Origin of the sequence: Burkholderia sp. BE12 (genome assembly GCF_002959955.1) — a bacterium.
GTDB lineage: Bacteria > Pseudomonadota > Gammaproteobacteria > Burkholderiales > Burkholderiaceae > Burkholderia.
In genome coordinates this window covers 47,530-66,074 of record NZ_PREY01000009.1, presented here as the reverse complement: position 1 = coordinate 66,074, position 18,545 = coordinate 47,530, and the positions used below count along the sequence as shown (strand labels likewise).

Here is an 18,545-nt window from a genome sequence, read left to right as displayed (position 1 = left end):
CCGGTCAACCGGCCGCGAACCGATCCGGAATCGAGTGGAGCGAACGCCCCGCCGGTTCACCCGGCCGTGCCGCCGCCACGCTGCCGGACAGCCGGCAACCCGCCCGCCCGGGCCGCGCACCGCCTCGTGCGACACCCGCACTCACGCGGCCTCGGCCTCTTCTCCGCCGGCCGCCGCGCGTTGCTGCTGCAGCGCCCACATCTGCGCATACAGCCCGTCGGCGCGCACGAGTTCGTCGTGCGTGCCGCGCTCGACGATCCGCCCGTGGTCCATCACGAGGATCTGCTGCGCGTGCACGACCGTCGACAGCCGGTGAGCGATCACGAGCGTCGTGCGATGCCGCGCGATCTGGTCGAGTTCGTGCTGGATCGCGCGTTCCGAGCGCGAATCGAGCGCCGACGTCGCTTCGTCGAACAGCAGCACCGGCGGATCCTTCAGCAGCGTGCGCGCGATCGCGACGCGCTGCTTCTCGCCGCCCGACAGCTTCAGCCCGCGCTCGCCGACCGGCGTGTCATAGCCCTTCGGCAGACTTTCGATGAAATCGTGGATGTGCGCGGCGCGCGCGGCCGCGACCACCTCGTCGCGGGTCGCGGTCGGCCGGCCGTACGCGATGTTGTAGTAGATCGAGTCGTTGAACAGCACGGTGTCCTGCGGCACGATCCCGATCGATGCACGCAGCGATTCCTGAGTGACGTCGCGGATATCCTGGCCGTCGATCCGGATCGCGCCGCCCGCCTGCCGATCGAGATCGTAGAAGCGGAACAGCAGCCGCGACAGCGTCGACTTCCCCGAACCGCTGTGGCCGACCACCGCGGTCGTCGTGCCGGCATCGATCGTAAACGTCACGTCGTGCAGGATCTGCCGCGACGGCTCGTACGCGAAGTTCACGTGCTCGAAACGCACCTGCGCGCCGGCCACCGCGAGCGGCGGCGCATCGGGCCGATCGGCCACCTCCTTCGGCGCCGACAGCAGCCCGAACATCCGGTCCATGTCGGTCAGGCTCTGCTTCAGCTCGCGATAGACGACGCCGAGGAAGTTCAGCGGAATGTACAGCTGCAGCATGAACGTGTTGATCAGCACGAGATCGCCGAGCGTCAGCTTGCCTGCGAGCACGCCCTGGGTCGCGCGCCACAGGATGAACACGAGCCCCGTGCCGATGATTGCCTGCTGGCCGAAGTTCAGCACCGACAGCGAGTTCTGCGAGCGGATCGCGGCCTTCCGGTAGCGCTTCAGGTTCTCGTCGTAGCGCTGCGCCTCCCACTCCTCGTTGCCGAAGTACTTCACCGTCTCGTAGTTGATCAGCGAGTCGATTGCCCGCGAGTTCGCGCGCGAATCGAGTTCGTTCATCGTGCGGCGAAAGTGCGTGCGCCAGTTGGTGACCTTCACGGTGAACACGATGTACGTGACCAGCGCCGCGAACGTCACGTATGCGTAGTAGGCCTCGTACTTGACCACGAAGAAGCCGAGCACGAGCCCGACCTCGACGAGCGTCGGCAGGATGCTGTACAGCGAATACGAAATCAGTTGCTGGATGCCGCGCGTGCCGCGCTCGATGTCGCGCGACATGCCGCCCGTCTGGCGTTCGAGGTGAAACCGCAGCGACAGCCCGTGCAGATGCCGGAACACCTGCAGCGCGAGCTGGCGCACCGCGCTCTCGGTGACCTTCGAGAACAGGATTTCGCGCAGCTCGGTGAAGAGCGACGTCGACAGCCGCACGAGCGCATACGCGAGAACCAGGAGCCCGACGCCGCCCGCGAGCACGATGCCGGCCGACTGCTCGGCACGGCCGAGCGCGGTGAGCTGCTGCACGTAGGACAGATGGTCGACGATGCGCTTCATCACGACCGGCACGCCGAGGTTCGCGACCTTCGCACCGATCAGGCAGCCGAGCGCGAGCGCGACGCGCCATTTGTAGGTGGTCAGGTACGGCAGCAGCGACCGGATGGTCTGCCAGTCGTTGCGAGGCCCGGTCGAAGCCGGCGCGGGCTCGCCGGAAGCGGGAAATCGGCGCATGGAGGGAAGGGTTGTGCGGCGACACCGGACGCGCGTATCGGCGGCCGGCTCGCGCGCTTTCTCGTACAATTTGCGAACGTTGTATTGTCGCAGAAGCCGCTTCGCGCCGCTGCCGGCGCCCTCGCCGGCCGGGCTGCGCGCGGCGGCCCATTTATTACAGGATGAAAGCCCCCGCCATGACCGATTCGACCCTCGATCTCCCGCAGAAGCAGCCCGCGCTGCGCGTCGTCCCGCAACCGCACGACGCGAACGTTCACGGCGACGTGTTCGGCGGCTGGATCATGTCGCAGGTCGACATCGCCGGCTCGATTCCCGCGAGCCAGCGCGCGAACGGCCGTGTCGCGACGGTCGCGGTCAACTCGTTCGTGTTCAAGCAACCGGTATTCGTCGGCGACCTGCTGAGCTTCTACGCCACCATCATGCGCACCGGCAATACGTCGATCACGGTCGACGTCGAGGTGTACGCCCAGCGCATGCGCCTCATGGGCGAAGTCGTGAAGGTGACCGAAGCGACGCTCACGTACGTCGCGACCGGCTCCGACCGCAAGCCGCGGCAACTGCCGCCGCTCTGACGGGCAGGCGCCGTCGCAGCGCGGCAGGCGGCCGTCAGTGCGTGGCCGTCAGCCCGAACTCCCGCATCGCGGGCAGGAAATCGTGATTCAGCGTCGGCTTGCGCGACAGCTTGACGAGCACGTAGCGCTGGAACGGTGCGAGCCGCTGCCACTGCACGAGCGCGGGCGCCGGCAGCCCGGCCAGCGCGCTCTGCTCCACGAGCGACTCCGGCACCGTATCGACGACGCGCCAGGCCGGCTGCTCGTCCGGCTGGAACCATGACGGCTCCAGATCGGCGTGCGTGCGCAGCATTTCGAACAGCGCGTGATCGAAGTTGGGCTCGATCGCGGTGTCGTCGTCGGCCGGAAAGCGCGCGAGCAGCTTGCGGTCCTCGAGCGGCAGCAGTTGCCACTGTTCGAGCGAAATCCGCAGCCCGAAGCGATCGAGATTGAAACGCACGATCATCGGGATATACGTGAAGTTTTCCGACGAATCGTGTTCGAAGTTGAAGAGCAACGGAGCGTCGCTGAGTCCCATGGTCGTTACCTGACGTGGCGGATGCCGGCGCGGCCGGCTTGCCTGAGGTATTTTAGAACCTCTGCGCGCGGGTGGCGGCACGATCGTCGCCGGCCGTGCTTCGAATCAACGGGAGTGCTCGTGAATCCGACCCAATCAGACGAACCGCGCGACGAACTTCGCGATGAACCGCGCGGCGCGATCGAGCTGCCCGTGAGCCGCACGCGCGGCGGCGCGGTCCAGACCGCGCACGACTTCGTCGGCCAGGAATGGCCGGTCGCACTCGTCTTCAACGGCATCTCGCACGCAGTGATGATGTGTACGCCATGCGACCTCGAAGCGTTCGCGGTCGGCTTCGCGATCTCGGAAGGGATCGTTGCGCGCGGCAGCGACATCAAGGACATCGAGGTGATCCTGCACGCCGACGCGCCGCTGCCGCATGCGGAAGTCCACCTGGAAGTCGTCCAGCAGGCGTTCGCCGCGCTGAAGGACCGGCGCCGCGCGCTCGCGGGGCGCACGGGCTGCGGCGTCTGCGGCATCGAAAGCATCGACCTGCTCGACCTTGCGCCCGAACGCGTGCCCGATACCGGCTTTCTCGCGCGCCTCGCGCCCGACGCGCTCGCGCGTGCCGCGCATGCGCTGCCGGCACACCAGGCGCTCACGAAACTGACCGGCGGCCTGCATGCGGCCGCGTGGTGCGACGCAACAGGCGCGATCCGGATGGCCTTCGAGGACGTCGGCCGCCACAATGCGCTCGACAAGCTGATCGGCTCGCTCGTGCTGTCGCGCGCCGACACCACCGACGGCTTCGTGTTCCTGTCGAGCCGCGCGAGCTACGAGCTCGTACGCAAGGCCGCGCGGGTCGGCATCCCGCTGGTCGCGACCATCTCCGCACCGTCGTCGCTCGCGATCGAGATCGCGAAGGCGGCCGGCTTGCGGCTCGTCAGCTTCTGCCGCGAAACGGGCCACGTCGACTACGGCACGGCCTGATCGCAATCGCGCGCCGGCGATCCGCCGCCGGCGCGGCCCGCTCCATCAGTCGAACTGACGGAAATCCGGCTTGCGCTTCTCGAAGAACGCCGTCATCGCCTCGCGCGCTTCCGGCGCGCGCAGCATCGCGGCGAAGTGGCGCGCCTCCTCGGCCATCCGCGCGGGCGTCGCCACGCCGCCCGTATCCTTCAACAGCGCCTTCGTCACACGCAGCGATGCCGCAGGCAACGCCGCCAGCTTCGCCGCCTGCTTCGCCGCGAATGCGTCGAGTTCGGCCGCCGGCAGCACGCGATTGACGATGCCGATCCGGTGCGCCTCCAGCGCGTCGAACGCTTCGCCGAGCAACAGCTTCTCGGCGGCGACCTGATGGCCGGCCAGGCGCGGCAGCAGCGCGCTCGACGCGGCTTCCGGGCACAGCCCGAGCTGCGCGAACGGCAGCGAGAACGTCGCGGTATCGGCCGCGTAGACCAGATCGCAGTGCAGCAGCATCGTCACGCCGACGCCCACCGCGATGCCCGGCACCGCCGCCACGATCGGCTTGCTCGCGCTGCTGATCCGCGCCAGAAACTGGAAGACCGACGCGGTATCGTCCTTCGGCGGCGACTTCAGGAAATCCTCGAGATCGTTCCCCGCGCTGAAATTGCCGTCGCTGCCGCGCAGCAGGATCACGCGGACCGCCTTGTCTTCCTGCGCGTCGGCGAGCGCATCGGCCATCGTCTGGTACATCGCCGCCGTCAGCGCGTTCTTCTTCGCCGGGCGCGCGATCGTGATCGTCATCACGCCGTCGGCGCGCTCCACTTGAATGTCGGCCACAACCGTCTCCTTGAACTGTCCTCTACCGGAATAAAAAACGGTGCGCGAGCTCGTGGCCCGCGCACCGTCGTCGCTTTTCGTCGCGTCCCGCTTACAGGCGTTCGATGATGCCCGCGGCGCCCATGCCGGTGCCGACGCACATCGTGACCATCCCGTACTTCAGGTTGCGGCGGCGCAGGCCGTGCACGACGGTCGCCGCGCGGATCGCGCCGGTCGCGCCGAGCGGGTGGCCCAGTGCGATCGCGCCGCCCATCGGGTTGACCTTCGACGGATCGAGGCCGAGGTCGCGCATCACCGCCAGCGATTGGGCGGCGAACGCTTCGTTCAGCTCGATCCAGTCGAGATCGTCCTGCTTCAGGCCGGCGGCCTTCAACGCGGCCGGAATCGCTTCCTTCGGGCCGATGCCCATGATTTCCGGCGGCACGCCGCGCACCGCGAAGCTCACGAAGCGCGCGAGCGGCGTCAGGTTGAACGCCTTCAGCACTTTCTCCGACACGACGAGCAGCGCGCCGGCGCCGTCCGACGTCTGCGAGCTGTTGCCGGCCGTGACCGAGCCCTTGTTCGCGAATACCGTGCGCAGCTTCGCGAGGCCTTCGATCGACGTATCCGCGCGCGGACCTTCGTCGAGCTTGATCTCGCGCGTCTTCACGTCGATTTCGCCGGTCGCGAGGTTCGGGAAGCGCTCGGTGATCGTGTAGGCGGCGATCTCGTCGTTGAACTCGCCGGCCTGCTGCGCGGCGAGCGCCTTGCGGTGCGACTCGACCGAGAACGCGTCCTGGTCCTCGCGGCTCACCTTCCACTGCTCGGCGACGCGCTCGGCCGTCAGGCCCATCCCGTACGCGATGCCGAAATCTTCGTTGCGATCGAAGATGTGCGGCGACATCGACGGCTTGTTGCCCATCATCGGCACCATGCTCATCGACTCGCAGCCGCCCGCGAAGATCGCGTCCGATTCGCCGACGCGGATCCGGTCGGCCGCCATCGCCAGCGCGGTGATGCCCGACGCGCAGAAGCGGTTGACCGTCACGCCGCCGACCGTCTGCGGCAGGCCGGCGAGCAGCGCGCCCATGCGCGCGACGTTCAGGCCCTGCTCGGCTTCCGGAATCGCGCAGCCGATGATCGCGTCCTCGATCAGCTTCGTGTCGAAGCCGGGCACCTGCGCGACCGCCGACTTGATCGCGTGGACCAGCAGCTCGTCCGGCCGCGTGTTCTTGAACACACCGCGCGGAGCCTTGCCGATCGGCGTGCGGCTGGCGGCGACGATGTATGCGTCTTGCAATTGTTTGCTCATTTCAGACTCCTTGTCCGCTCTGTCCGCTCGCTCAGTTACGCACCGGCTTGCCGGTCTGCAACATGCCCATGATCCGTTCCTGCGTCTTCTGCGTGCCGAGCAACTCGACGAACGCACGGCGCTCCAGCGCGAGCAGCCACTGCTCGTCGACGAGGCTGCCGGCTTCGACGTCGCCGCCGCACACCGCTTCGGCGATGCGGCTCGCGATCAGGTAGTCGTGGTCGCTGATGAAGCGGCCGTCGCGCATGTTGACGAGCGATGCCTTGATCGTCGCGATCGCCGAGCGGCCTGCCACCGGCACGTCCTTCGCACGCAGCGGCGCACGGTAGCCGACGGCGGCCAGCGCACGCGCTTCCTTCTTCGCGGTGTCGAGCAGTTCGAACACGTTGAAGACGATCGTGTCGGACGGCTTCACGTAACCCATCGCGCGTGCGTCGTGCGCGGACGCCGACACCTTCGCCATCGCCGCGTTCTCGAACGACTTCGTGACGAACTTCAGGATGTCGGTGGTCGCGTTCGCGGCCGTCGCGGCGTCCGCCGCGCGCAGCGCCGCTTCCTTCAGGCCGCCGCCCGCCGGCACGAGGCCGACGCCCACTTCGACGAGACCGATGTAGCTCTCGACGTGCACGACACGCTTCGCGCTGTGCAGCATCAGCTCGCACCCGCCGCCGAGCGCGATGCCCGACACGGCCACCACCACCGGCACGTTCGCGTACTTCACGCGCAGCATGCCTTCCTGGAACTTCTTCACGAACGGCTCGATGCCCTTTGCGCCGCCCATCATGAACGCGGGCATCGCCTCCTCGAGGTTCGCGCCGGCCGAGAACGGGCCGCCCGGCGTGCCGAGCTTCAGCGACGTCGGCTGCCAGATCACCACGCCCTTGTAGTCCTTCTCCGCGAGTTCGATCGCCTGCACGAGGCCGTCGATCACGCTCGGTCCGATCGTGTTCATCTTCGACTTGAACGACACGATCACGACGTCGTCCTCGCCGGCACGATCGTCGACCCACGCGCGCACCGCGTCGGTTTCGAACAGCGTCTTGCCGTACGTCTTCGGATCGGCGCCCGCTTCGCCGAGCAGCGGCGCACGGAACACCTGCTTGTCGTAGACCGCGAGGTCCGAACGCGGCACGAAGCGCTTCGATGCCGGCGCCCACGAGCCTTCGGCCGTGTGCACGCCGCCCTTCTCGGCGACCGGGCCTTCGAGCACCCACGACGGAAGCGGCACGTTCGCGAGCGCCTTGCCGGCCGCGATGTCTTCCTGCACCCACTCGGCAACCTGCTTCCAGCCGGCGGCCTGCCAGCCTTCGAACGGGCCCTCGTTCCAGCCGAAGCCCCAGCGGATCGCGAGATCGACGTCGCGCGCGTTGTCGGCGATCGATTCGAGATGCACGCCGATGTAGTGGAACACGTCGCGGAAGATCGACCACAGGAACTGCGCGTGCGGATGGTCCGTCTCGCGCAGCAGCTTCAGGCGCTCGGCCGGCGGGCGCTTCAGGATGCGGCCGACCGTTTCGTCCGCCTTCGCGCCCGAATCGACGTAGGTGCCCGTCTTCGCGTCGAGCACCTTGATCGCCTTGCCTTCCTTCTTGTAGAAACCGCCGCCCGTCTTCTGGCCGAGCGCGCCCTGCTTCACCAGCTCGGCGAGCACGGCAGGCGTCTGGTAGACCGGGAAGAACGGATCGTCGGCGAGGTTGTCCTGCATCGTCTTGATCACGTGCGCCATCGTGTCGAGGCCGACCACGTCCGCGGTGCGGAACGTCGCCGACTTGGCGCGGCCGAGGCGGCTGCCCGTCAAATCGTCGACTTCGTCGAAGCGCAGGCCGAACTTCGCGGCCTCGGTGATCACCGCGAGGATCGAGAAGATGCCGACACGGTTCGCGATGAAGTTCGGCGTATCCTTCGCGCGCACGACGCCCTTGCCGACGACGCTCGTCAGGAAGGTTTCGAGCTGGTCGAGGATCTCCGGGCGCGTATGCGCGGTCGGGATCAGCTCGACGAGGTGCATGTAGCGCGGCGGGTTGAAGAAGTGCACGCCGCAGAAGCGCGACTTCAACTCGTCCGAGAAACCTTCGGACAGCTTCGTGATCGACAGGCCCGACGTGTTGGTCGCGAAGATCGCGTTCGGCGCGATGTGCGGCGCGACCTTCTTGTACAGGTCGTGCTTCCAGTCCATCCGCTCGGCGATCGCCTCGATCACGACGTCGCATTCCGCCAGCTTCGCGATGTCGTCTTCGTAGTTGGCCGCCTCGAGGTACTTCGCATCGTCCTTCACGCCGAACGGCGCGGGCGACAGCTTCTTCAGGTTCTCGATCGCCTTCAGCGCGATCGCGTTTTTCGGGCCTTCCTTGGCCGGCAGGTCGAACAGCAGCACCGGCACGCGCGCGTTGACGAGGTGCGCGGCGATCTGCGCGCCCATCACGCCGGCGCCCAGCACGGCGACCTTGCGAATCAGGAAATTGCTCACGGGATGTCTCCGGATAGTGTCGTGCAGCGCGGAATGTGAGGGCTGCACGGCGAAGTGAGTACCAGGAACCGTTGCGTTCGGGCGGCGCGCGACGCGCACCGCCCGGACTCGCGTCAGAACAGCGATTCGTCGACTTCCATCAGCGTCTTCGAACCCGCGCGCGCGGCGCGGATCGTCGATGCCGTCTCGGGCAGCAGACGCGCGAAATAGAAGCGGGCCGTCGCGAGCTTCGACTTGTAGAACGGATCCCCCGATGCTTCGTTGTCGAGTGCGAGGCGCGCCATCCGCGCCCAGAAGTACGAGAACACCAGGTGGCCGACGGTGCGCAGGTACGGCACGGCCGCAGCGCCGACTTCGTCGGGGTTCTGCATCGCCTTCATGCCGATTTCCATCGTCAGCTTCTGCACCTTCTCGCCGATGTCGGCGAGCGGGTTGATGAACTCGGCCATTTCCGGCTTCACGCCTTCGGCTTCCGCGAATTCCGTCACGAGCTTGCCGAACTTCTTCAGCTTCGCGCCCATGTCGCCGAGCACCTTGCGGCCCAGCAGGTCGAGCGACTGGATCGAGTTCGTGCCTTCGTAGATCATGTTGATCCGCGCGTCGCGCACGTATTGCTCCATGCCCCACTCGGAGATGAAGCCGTGGCCGCCGTAGATCTGCATCGCGTGGTTGGTCGACTCGAACGCGTTGTCGGTCAGGAACGCCTTGATGATCGGCGTGAGCAGCGCGACGAGGTCGGCCGCTTCCTTGCGCACCGCTTCGTCGGCGTGCGACAGTTCCTTGTCGATCTGCAGCGCGGACCAGTACGTGAACGCGCGCGCGCCTTCCGCGTAGGCCTTCTGCGTAAGCAGCATGCGGCGCACGTCCGGGTGCACGATGATCGGGTCGGCCGGCTTGTCCGGCGCCTTCGGGCCCGTCAGCGAGCGCATCTGCAGGCGTTCCTTCGCGTACGTCAGCGAGTTCTGGTACGCGACTTCCGTGAGGCCGAGGCCCTGCATGCCGACGCCGAGGCGCGCGGCATTCATCATCACGAACATCGCGTTCAAGCCCTTGTTCGGCTCGCCGACCATCCAGCCCTTCGCGCCGTCGAGGTTCATCACGCACGTCGAATTGCCGTGGATGCCCATCTTGTGTTCGATCGAGCCGCACTTGATGCCGTTGCGTTCGCCCGGCTCGCCCGAAGCGTCCGGAATGAACTTCGGCACGATGAACAGCGAGATCCCCTTCGTGCCTTGCGGCGCGTCCGGCAGGCGCGCGAGCACGAGGTGGACGATGTTCTTCGACATGTCGTGCTCGCCGCTCGAGATGAAGATCTTCGTGCCGCTGATCGAGTACGAGCCGTCGCCGTTCGGTTCGGCCTTGGTACGCAGGATGCCGAGGTCGGTGCCGCAGTGCGGCTCGGTCAGGCACATCGTGCCCGTCCATTCGCCCGACACAAGCTTCGGCAGGTATTGCTGCTGCAGTTCCGGCGCGCCGTGCGCGTGCAGGCATTCATACGCGCCGTGCGACAGGCCCGGATACATCGTCCATGCCTGGTTCGCCGAGTTCAGCATTTCGTAGAGTGCGTTGTTCACGAACGCGGGCAGGCCCTGGCCGCCGTATTCCGGATCGCAGCCGAGCGCCGGCCAGCCGGCCTCGACGTATTGCCGATACGCTTCCTTGAAGCCGGTCGGGGTCTTCACGACGCCGTCGCCTTCATAGGTGCAGCCTTCGCGGTCGCCGACCTGGTTCAGCGGGAACAGTACCTCGGAGCAGAACTTGCCCGCTTCCTCGAGGACCTGGTTGATCGTGTCGGCGTCGAGGTCCGCATGCTTGGGCATTTGCTTGACTTCGGCTTCGACGTTCAGAAGCTCGTGCAACACGAATTGCATGTCGCGCAGCGGCGCGGCGTACTGTCCCATGACTCTCTCCAAAGGTGGGCAAAACGGCTCGAGCTCCTGGCGGGCGGTTCACGCGCCGCTAACGGCTCTCGCTCTGATACGAAACAATCGTCTTTTCCAGCGCGGCCCACGTGAGGCGCACGGCGTCCGGCGAATGCAGGAAGCGTGCGTCGTGATGCAGGCCGAGCGTGAAGCTGTACAACTCGAAGAGCATCAGTTCCGGATCCGTGTCCGTGCGCAGATGCCCTTCTTCCATCGCCTGCGAAATGGCGCGCAGCAACGCGGCACGCCAGGCGGTCACGCTCGCGATCAACTGCTCGCGCACGGGGCTGTCCGGGCGGTCGTCGTACTCCACTGCGCCGCTGATGTAGATGCACCCGGTCGTCACCTCCTGGATGCGCTTCTCGATCCAGCGCGCCAGCATCGCCCGAAGACGCGGCAGACCGCGCGACTCGCGCAGGCTCGGAAAGAACACCTCGTTTTCGAAACGATGGTGATACTCGCGCACGACCTCGACCTGCAGGTCTTCGCGCGAACCGAAGTGCGCGAACACGCCGCTCTTGCTCATCTGCATGCGCTCGGCCAGCAGGCCGATCGTCAGCCCCTCCAGCCCGTCACGGCTGGCGAGGTCCAAAGCAGCTTCGAGTATCGCGGCACGCGTCTGTTCGCCTTTTCGCATAGCTATTTCTGTAACCGTTCGGGGGTTCGAATAAAATCGAACGGCCGTACTATTATTGAGTGCGGCCGCTCGCGAAACAAGGAAATTATTAGAAACCGGTGTCTAACCGAGCCGCTATTTTGCGCGATTCCGGCGAGACCGGAGCGGCTTTTCCGCACGAACGTGCGGACAGATTTTTTGAAGCGAATACTTAGTCGGCGTCAATCGTAACCGCCGACCGTCAGCGCCTTCATCACGACACGATACGTGGTGTACGCGAGCCAGTTCAGCAGCCGCTCGACGCGCGGGCGCGCGGCGAAGCGCGCGGCGTCGATCTCCCGGCCTTCGGCGAACGCGGTGGCGATCGCGTCGCGCAACTGGTTCGTCACCGCATCGTAGCGCACCAGCACGACGTTCGCTTCATTGTTCAGCATCAGGCTCAGCGCGTCCAGATTCGACGAGCCGACCGTCGCCCAGTTGTCGTCGATCACGGCGACCTTGCCGTGCAGGATCGTCTTGTCGTATTCGGCGACGCGCACGCCCGCGCGCAGCAGCGTGTGATAGAGGAACGGCACGGCCGTATCGAGCGCCGCGAACTCCTTGCGGCCTATCAGCACCCGCACGTCGACGCCGCGCCGTGCCGCGCCCGTCAGCGCGCGGCGCAGCTTGCGGCCCGGCATGAAATACGGATTCGCGAGCAGGATCCGCTGGCGTGCCTGACCGATCGCCGCGAGATAGGCCTTCTCGATCGCGCGGCGGTTCACGACGTTGTCGCGCGCGACGAACGCGACGCTCGGCTCGGTCACGACCCGCAGCGCGCCGGCCTTGATCCACCGGTGGCTGCGCATCCAGCGCCGGAACATCTCCGGGAACGCTTCGCCGCCGTGCAGCCCGGCCGCGTACTGCGCATAGGGCTTGTGGCCGAACTGGATCCGGTGCCACTGCAGCTCGAACGCGGCGCGCACGTCGGACACCGCGGGCCCGACCATCTCGACCGCGAAATCCCAGCGCGGGAACGGCAGCGTCGCGCTGCCCTGCGTGTAGTCGTCGACGATGTTGATGCCGCCGCAGAACGCGACCGCATGATCGATCACCGCGAGCTTGCGGTGCGTGCGCGAGAAGCCGAAGCGGCCGAACAGGAAGCGGTTGTAGACGCAGTGCTCGACGCCGGACTCGGCCCACGTGTCGAACAGCGGCAGGCGCGCGGTGCCGATGCCGTCGGTGATCACGCGCACGCGCACGCCGCGCTGCACCGCGCGGATCAGCGCGGCCGACACCGGGCGACCGGCGTCGTCGTCGCAGAAGATGTAGGTTTCGAGCATCACCTGCTCGCGGGCGGCGTCGATCCGATCGATGAGCGCCTGGAAGAATTCGCCGCCGGTTTCGCACAGCCGCACCGTATTGCCGGCCGTAAACGCGAGCCGCGACGCGGAGCCCCGCTCCTGCAGGAACATCTGCCGCAATTGCGCGAAACGCTTGCGGGTCTCCGCATTCATGCGGACGAGCCGTGCGGCGCACGCGCGAGTGCCACGCGCGCGGGCAATTGCAGGATCGCTTCGGCGTTCGACGGCGAGAAGCAGCGCGCGGCCGCTTCGCGGAAAGGCAGCCACGCATGATCGACATGCTCGCGCGGCGACAGCGTCACGTCGACGCGATGCGGCACGCACAGGCCGAACCAGTGCTCGACGTTGCGCGTGACGCCCGGCGCATAGCGGTGCAGGTATTGAGGATAGATCGTGTATTCGATCCGGTGATGCCAGTCGACGAGCGCGGTGGCCGGCACGTCCGGCGTGCCGATCGCGATGCCGGTCTCCTCGGCCACTTCGCGCGCGGCGGTGAGCGCGAGCGGCTCGTCGAGCGCGTCCTTCGAGCCGGTGACCGATTGCCAGAAATCGGACTGGTCGGCACGCTTGATCACGAGCACATCGAGCTCGGGCGTGTAGATCACGACGAGAACGGATTCGGGGATTTTCGGCGGCTTCGTCATCTTTGTTTCATGCGGCACGGGGCCGTGCGTCGGCCCGTGCCCGGAACGTGCGGCAAGTGCTGCGACTGTACCGCAAAAAATGAAAAAGGCGCATCGCTGCGCCTTTTTCAGGGGTGTCGTGTGGGCATGACCGCACACACGACCTGCGCGGCGGCGTTACGCCTTCGGCTGCTCCGGCTGACGCAGCCGGATGTGCAGTTCGCGCAGTTGACGCTCGTCGACCGGGCTCGGCGCCTGCGTGAGCAGGTCCTGCGCACGCTGCGTCTTCGGGAAGGCGATCACGTCGCGGATCGAATCGGCGCCGGCCATCATCGTGACGATGCGGTCGAGACCGAATGCGATACCGCCGTGCGGCGGCGCGCCGTACTGCAGCGCGTCCAGCAGGAAGCCGAACTTCAGCTGCGCTTCTTCCGCGCCGATCTTCAGCGCGCGGAACACCTTGCTCTGCACTTCCTCGCGGTGGATACGCACCGAGCCGCCGCCGATTTCCCAGCCGTTCAGCACCATGTCGTACGCCTTCGCGAGGCAGCGGCCCGGGTCGGTCTCGAGGTACTCGAGGTGCTCGTCCTTCGGGCTCGTGAACGGATGGTGCGCGGCGACGTAGCGCGCGTCTTCGTCGTCGTACTCGAACATCGGGAAGTCCACGACCCACAGCGGCTTCCAGCCGGCCTGGACGAGACCGTTCGCCTTGCCGAATTCCGAATGGCCGATCTTCAGGCGCAGTGCGCCGAGGCTGTCGTTGACGACCTTCGCGCGGTCGGCCGCGAAGAAGATGATGTCGCCGTCTTCAGCGCCGGTGCGCTCGAGGATCGCCGCGATGGATGCGTCGTGCAGGTTCTTGACGATCGGGCTCTGCAGGCCGTCGCGGCCCTTTGCCTTCTCGTTGACCTTGATCCATGCGAGGCCCTTCGCGCCGTAGATGCGCACGAATTCCGTGTAGCCGTCGATGTCGCCGCGCGACAGCTCGCCGCCCTTCGGCACGCGCAGCGCCGCGACCCGGCCGTCCTTCGCGTTGGCCGGCGTGCTGAACACCTTGAAGTCGACGTCCTTCATCGCGTCGGTCAGCTCGGTGAATTCGAGCTGCACGCGCAGGTCCGGCTTGTCCGAACCGAAACGCGCCATCGCTTCCGAGTACGGCATCACCGGGAATTTCGCGTCGAGCTCGACGTCGATCGTCGTCTTGAAGATGTGACGGATCATGTCTTCGAACAGGTCGCGGATTTCCTGCTCGCCGAGGAACGACGTCTCGCAGTCGATCTGCGTGAATTCCGGCTGGCGGTCGGCGCGGAGGTCCTCGTCGCGGAAGCACTTGGTGATCTGGTAGTAACGGTCGAAGTTCGCGACCATCAGCAGCTGCTTGAACAGCTGCGGCGACTGCGGCAGCGCGAAGAACTGGCCCGCGTTCACGCGCGACGGCACGAGGTAGTCGCGCGCGCCTTCCGGCGTGCTCTTCGTCAGCATCGGCGTTTCGATGTCGATGAAGCCCTGCTCGTCGAGGTACTTGCGCGCCTCGATCGCGACACGGTAGCGCAGGCGCAGGTTGTGCTGCATCTGCGGGCGGCGCAGGTCGAGCACGCGGTGCGTGAGACGCGTCGTTTCCGACAGGTTGTCGTCGTCGAGCTGGAACGGCGGCGTGACCGACGCGTTCAGCACGTTCAGTTCGTGGCACAGCACTTCGATCTTGCCGCTCTTCAGGCCAGCGTTGACCGTGCCGTCCGGACGGTTGCGCACGAGACCCTTGATCTGCACGCAGAATTCGTTGCGCACGCCTTCGGCGGTCGCGAACATCTCGGCGCGATCCGGGTCGCATACCACCTGCACGAGGCCTTCACGATCGCGCAGGTCGATGAAGATCACACCGCCGTGATCGCGGCGGCGCTGCACCCAGCCGCACAGCGACACGGTTTGGCCCAGCAGGTGTTCGGTCACGAGACCGCAGTATTCAGTACGCATCGACATGATGTTTGCTTTCGTTCGGTTTGATCAACGGGCGCCGCAACGCGCGGCCCGGGCGATGATTCTTTACTTACAGCGGCGGCTCGACGGGGCGGCGGGCGGGCGCCGGAGCCGGCGCCGAAGGCGCCACGACGCCCATCGAGACGATGTACTTGAGCGCGGCATCGACCGACATGTCGAGTTCGATGACTTCGCTCTTCGGCAGCATCAGGAAGAAGCCCGACGTCGGGTTCGGCGTCGTGGGCACGTACACGCTCACGTACTCTTCCGTCAGATGGTTGACCACGTCGCCGCCGGGCGCGCCGGTCAGAAACGCGATCGTATACGAGCCGCGGCGCGGGTATTCGATCAGGAGCGCCTTGCGGAACGCGTTGCCGCTGCTCGACAGCAGCGTGTCCGATACCTGCTTGACGCTCGTGTAGATCGGCCCGACGACCGGGATGTGACGCACGACCGCGTTCCACCACGTGACGAGCTTCTGGCCGATGAAGTTCTGCGTGGCCAGCCCGACCACGAAGATGAACGCGAGCGTCAGCACCGCGCCGATCCCCGGCAGATGGAAGCCGAGCATCCGCTCGGGCTGCCACGATTCGGGCAGCAGGAGCAGCGTCTGGTCCATCGTGCCGATGATGAGGCCGAGCACCCACAGCGTGATCGCGAGCGGGACGAGAACCAGCAGGCCGGTCAGGAACACCGTTTTCAGGGTCGTCTTTTTCATCATCTGCCGTCAATGAACCGCGCTGGAAGCGCGGGTTGGTCGCGACCCGGCCGGGCCGCGACGGTCAACTGCCGGCGGCGGGCGTCGCGGCCGGAGCCGGCGCGGCGCTCGTCGCCGTGGTGCTGCCCGAACTGCTCGACGCAGCCGGCGCGGCCGCGGCGGGTTCAGCCGTGGCGGGTGCTGCCGGCGCCGCGTCGCCCGAGCCGCCGCGGAAATCGGTGACGTACCACCCCGAGCCCTTCAGCTGGAAACCGGCGGCGGTCACCTGTTTGCGAAAAGCATCCTTCCCGCATTCAGGGCATTGCGACAGCGGCGCGTCGCTCATCTTCTGGAGCACGTCCTTCGCGAAACCGCACGCTTCGCATCGATAGGCGTAGATCGGCATGATATTTTTCCCGCAGAAACTGGAAACGGCTTGCAAAACCTTGAATTATAGCCGAAACCCGGGCGCGCTCCGGCATTGGCCGTGACGCCCGCGCATCAGCGGCGACGCCACGTGAGCCAGCGCTCGTGCCCGTCGAACACGGCCAGCGAATCGGTCACGGGCAACTCCTCGACCAGCTCGAAGTGCGGGGCAAGCAGCGCATCGAGTTCCGCACGCTCGATCCCGAACGGCGGCCCCTTCGGTTTCGCCACCACGAAGAAATAGCCGGCCAGCAATCCGTCCGCGGGCAGCAGCTCGGCCATCCGCGCCGCATAGCCGGCGCGCAAGCTCGGCGGCAGCGCGCACAGGAACGCACGCTCGTACACCCACTGCACGTCGAACGGCGGCCGGTACTGGAAAAAATCGGCCTGCTCGACGACGTCCGCATGCGCGCCGAGCTGTGCCTTCGCGGCAGCGACCGCCTGCGCGGCGAAATCGATCGCACGCACCGGCCAGCCGGCCTGCGCGAGCCATCCGGCCTCCTGCGCGCTGCCGCAGCCGGGAATCAGCACCGCGCACGGCTCGAGCCGATGGGCGAACTCACGAAAACCGTCCGGCACGCCGCCGAATTCCCACGGCGTCACGCCGCGTTCGAAGCGCTCGTTCCAGAACGACGCGCTACCCGGGTCGCGCGTCGCGAAATCGGCGGCCGACGGTGCGGCCGGTTGCTTCGGATCGGACATCGCCATGCTCCTTTCGATCAAGCGCCGTACGCGAGCGCGAGCAGCACGCGCGCGACCAGCGCCCCGACGCCGACGGCCAGGCCGAAGATCAGCAACGCCTGCAGCAGCCGGTTCGTCCGTTTCTGCTCGACGAGGACCTGGCGCATCAGCTCCTCGCTCGCGGCGCGCGGTGCGTCGTGGCGCGCGGCCATCGCATGGTGAATCAGGCGCGGCAATTGCGGCAGCGTCTTGCTCCACTGCGGCGCCTCGACCTTGAACCGCTCGTACCAGCCGCGCAAGCCGATCTGCTCGGTCATCCAGCGCTCGAGATACGGCTTCGCGGTCTTCCACAGGTCGAGCTCGGGGTCGAGCGAGCGGCCGAGCCCTTCGACGTTCAGCATCGTCTTCTGCAGCAGCACGAGCTGCGGCTGAATCTCGACGTTGAAGCGGCGCGACGTCGAGAACAGGCGCATCAGCACCTGGCCGAGCGAGATGTCCTTCAGCGCGCGGTCGAAATACGGCTCGCACACCGCGCGGATCGCGCTTTCGAGCTCCTCGACGCGCGTCTCGGGCGGCACCCAGCCCGATTCGAGGTGGAGCGTCGCGACGCGGTGGTAGTCGCGCTTGAAGAACGCGAGGAAGTTCTGCGCGAGATAATTCTTGTCGAAATCGGACAGCGCACCGACGATCCCGAAATCGAGCGCGATATAGCGGCCGAACGTGTTCGGATCGAGGCTCACCTGGATGTTGCCGGGGTGCATGTCCGCATGGAAGAAGCCGTCGCGAAACACCTGCGTGAAGAAGATCTCGACGCCTTCGCGCGCGAGCTTCTTGATGTCGACGCCGGCCGAGCGCAGCGTCTCGACTTGGCTGATCGGCACGCCGGTCATGCGCTCCATCACGAGCACCTGCGACGTCGAGAAATCCCAGAACATCTCGGGCACGAGCAGCAGGTCGAGGCCCGCGAAGTTGCGGCGCAGCTGGCTGCCGTTGGCGGCCTCGCGCATCAGGTCGAGCTCGTCGTGCAGGTACTTGTCGAATTCGGCGACGACCTCGCGCGGCTTCAGGCGCCGGCCGTCGGCCCACATGCGCTCGGTCCAGATCGCGATGTCGCGCATCAGCGCGAGATCGGAATCGATGACGGACAGCATGTTCGGGCGCAGCACCTTGACCGCGACGGCCTTGCCCGCGTGCACGCCCTCCTTGAGCTTCGCGAAATGCACCTGCGCGATCGACGCGCTCGCGATCGGCTCGCGCTCGAATTCGTCGAACAGCTCGTCGACCGGCGCGCCAAGCGACTTCTCGATGATCGCGATCGCGACCGCCGAATCGAACGGCGGCACCTGGTCCTGCAGCTTCGCGAGTTCGTTCGCGAAATCGACCGACAGCAGATCGCGGCGCGTCGACAGCACCTGGCCGAACTTCACGAAGATCGGGCCGAGGCTTTCGAGCGCGTGGCGCAGCCGCACGGCGGGCGGATCGGAATAGCGGCGGCCGATCGTCGTGATCCGCAACAGCAGCTTCACGCGCCGGTCGTCGATCCGGGACAGCATCACTTCGTCGAGACCAAAGCGGATGACGGTGTAGACAATCTTGATGAAACGGAAAATGCGCATGC

General features: G+C 66.6%; 16 protein-coding genes. 2 read left to right on the top strand and 14 right to left on the bottom strand.

Features of this window, described 5'->3' with window-relative positions:
• Positions 1-141: 141 nt before the first annotated feature.
• Positions 142-2,013, bottom strand: coding sequence for an ABCB family ABC transporter ATP-binding protein/permease (locus C4B30_RS11995; protein ID WP_027785386.1), 1,872 nt, complete (start codon positions 2,011-2,013; stop codon positions 142-144).
• Between the two features lie 176 nt (positions 2,014-2,189).
• Between C4B30_RS11995 and C4B30_RS11985 the strand changes: the two genes are divergently transcribed.
• Complete coding sequence (locus C4B30_RS11985; RefSeq protein ID WP_027785387.1) at positions 2,190-2,585, top strand: acyl-CoA thioesterase; 396 nt, start codon at positions 2,190-2,192, stop codon at positions 2,583-2,585.
• Between the two features lie 34 nt (positions 2,586-2,619).
• Here the strand turns inward: C4B30_RS11985 and C4B30_RS11980 are convergent, their stop codons facing one another.
• Positions 2,620-3,102 (bottom strand): nitrate reductase associated protein, encoded by a 483-nt coding sequence (locus C4B30_RS11980; protein ID WP_027785388.1) that lies wholly within the window; start codon positions 3,100-3,102, stop codon positions 2,620-2,622.
• A 114-nt stretch (positions 3,103-3,216) separates the two neighbouring features.
• Between C4B30_RS11980 and fdhD the strand changes: the two genes are divergently transcribed.
• Entirely contained in the window at positions 3,217-4,071 is an 855-nt protein-coding gene (gene fdhD / locus C4B30_RS11975; RefSeq protein ID WP_089499158.1) for a formate dehydrogenase accessory sulfurtransferase FdhD, read from the top strand.
• Between the two features lie 45 nt (positions 4,072-4,116).
• Here fdhD and C4B30_RS11970 read toward each other — a convergent pair whose 3' ends face one another.
• From C4B30_RS11970 to ubiB, 12 genes are all read right to left on the bottom strand, one after another.
• The gene (locus tag C4B30_RS11970) at positions 4,117-4,884 is read right to left on the bottom strand and encodes an enoyl-CoA hydratase (protein ID WP_027785390.1); all 768 of its coding nucleotides are present in this window, start codon (positions 4,882-4,884) and stop codon (positions 4,117-4,119) included.
• 91 nt (positions 4,885-4,975) lie between these two features.
• The gene (locus C4B30_RS11965; RefSeq protein WP_027785391.1) at positions 4,976-6,175 is read right to left on the bottom strand and encodes an acetyl-CoA C-acyltransferase; all 1,200 of its coding nucleotides are present in this window, start codon (positions 6,173-6,175) and stop codon (positions 4,976-4,978) included.
• Positions 6,176-6,206: 31 nt separating this feature from the next.
• On the bottom strand, positions 6,207-8,642 hold the full coding sequence (locus C4B30_RS11960; protein WP_027785392.1) for a 3-hydroxyacyl-CoA dehydrogenase/enoyl-CoA hydratase family protein: 2,436 nt from the start codon (positions 8,640-8,642) through the stop codon (positions 6,207-6,209).
• 113 nt (positions 8,643-8,755) lie between these two features.
• Positions 8,756-10,543, bottom strand: a complete 1,788-nt coding sequence (locus C4B30_RS11955; RefSeq protein WP_027785393.1) for an acyl-CoA dehydrogenase C-terminal domain-containing protein — start codon at positions 10,541-10,543, stop codon at positions 8,756-8,758.
• A 58-nt stretch (positions 10,544-10,601) separates the two neighbouring features.
• Entirely contained in the window at positions 10,602-11,201 is a 600-nt protein-coding gene (locus tag C4B30_RS11950) for a TetR/AcrR family transcriptional regulator (RefSeq protein ID WP_006485742.1), read from the bottom strand.
• A 200-nt stretch (positions 11,202-11,401) separates the two neighbouring features.
• Positions 11,402-12,676, bottom strand: coding sequence for a cardiolipin synthase ClsB (gene clsB / locus C4B30_RS11945; protein WP_027785394.1), 1,275 nt, complete (start codon positions 12,674-12,676; stop codon positions 11,402-11,404).
• The gene (gene nudB, locus C4B30_RS11940; protein WP_027785395.1) at positions 12,673-13,167 is read right to left on the bottom strand and encodes a dihydroneopterin triphosphate diphosphatase; all 495 of its coding nucleotides are present in this window, start codon (positions 13,165-13,167) and stop codon (positions 12,673-12,675) included. The genes clsB and nudB overlap by 4 nt, the downstream gene beginning before the upstream one ends.
• A 156-nt stretch (positions 13,168-13,323) precedes the next feature.
• Positions 13,324-15,126, bottom strand: coding sequence for an aspartate--tRNA ligase (gene aspS, locus C4B30_RS11935; protein ID WP_059820390.1), 1,803 nt, complete (start codon positions 15,124-15,126; stop codon positions 13,324-13,326).
• A gap of 67 nt (positions 15,127-15,193) precedes the next feature.
• Positions 15,194-15,844, bottom strand: a complete 651-nt coding sequence (locus C4B30_RS11930; RefSeq protein ID WP_027785397.1) for a DUF502 domain-containing protein — start codon at positions 15,842-15,844, stop codon at positions 15,194-15,196.
• A gap of 61 nt (positions 15,845-15,905) precedes the next feature.
• The gene (locus C4B30_RS11925) at positions 15,906-16,226 is read right to left on the bottom strand and encodes an FmdB family zinc ribbon protein (protein ID WP_027785398.1); all 321 of its coding nucleotides are present in this window, start codon (positions 16,224-16,226) and stop codon (positions 15,906-15,908) included.
• A gap of 95 nt (positions 16,227-16,321) precedes the next feature.
• On the bottom strand, positions 16,322-16,948 hold the full coding sequence (locus C4B30_RS11920) for an SAM-dependent methyltransferase (protein ID WP_027785399.1): 627 nt from the start codon (positions 16,946-16,948) through the stop codon (positions 16,322-16,324).
• A gap of 17 nt (positions 16,949-16,965) precedes the next feature.
• Positions 16,966-18,543, bottom strand: a complete 1,578-nt coding sequence (gene ubiB / locus C4B30_RS11915; protein ID WP_027785400.1) for a ubiquinone biosynthesis regulatory protein kinase UbiB — start codon at positions 18,541-18,543, stop codon at positions 16,966-16,968.
• Between the last annotated feature and the right edge of the window lie 2 nt (positions 18,544-18,545).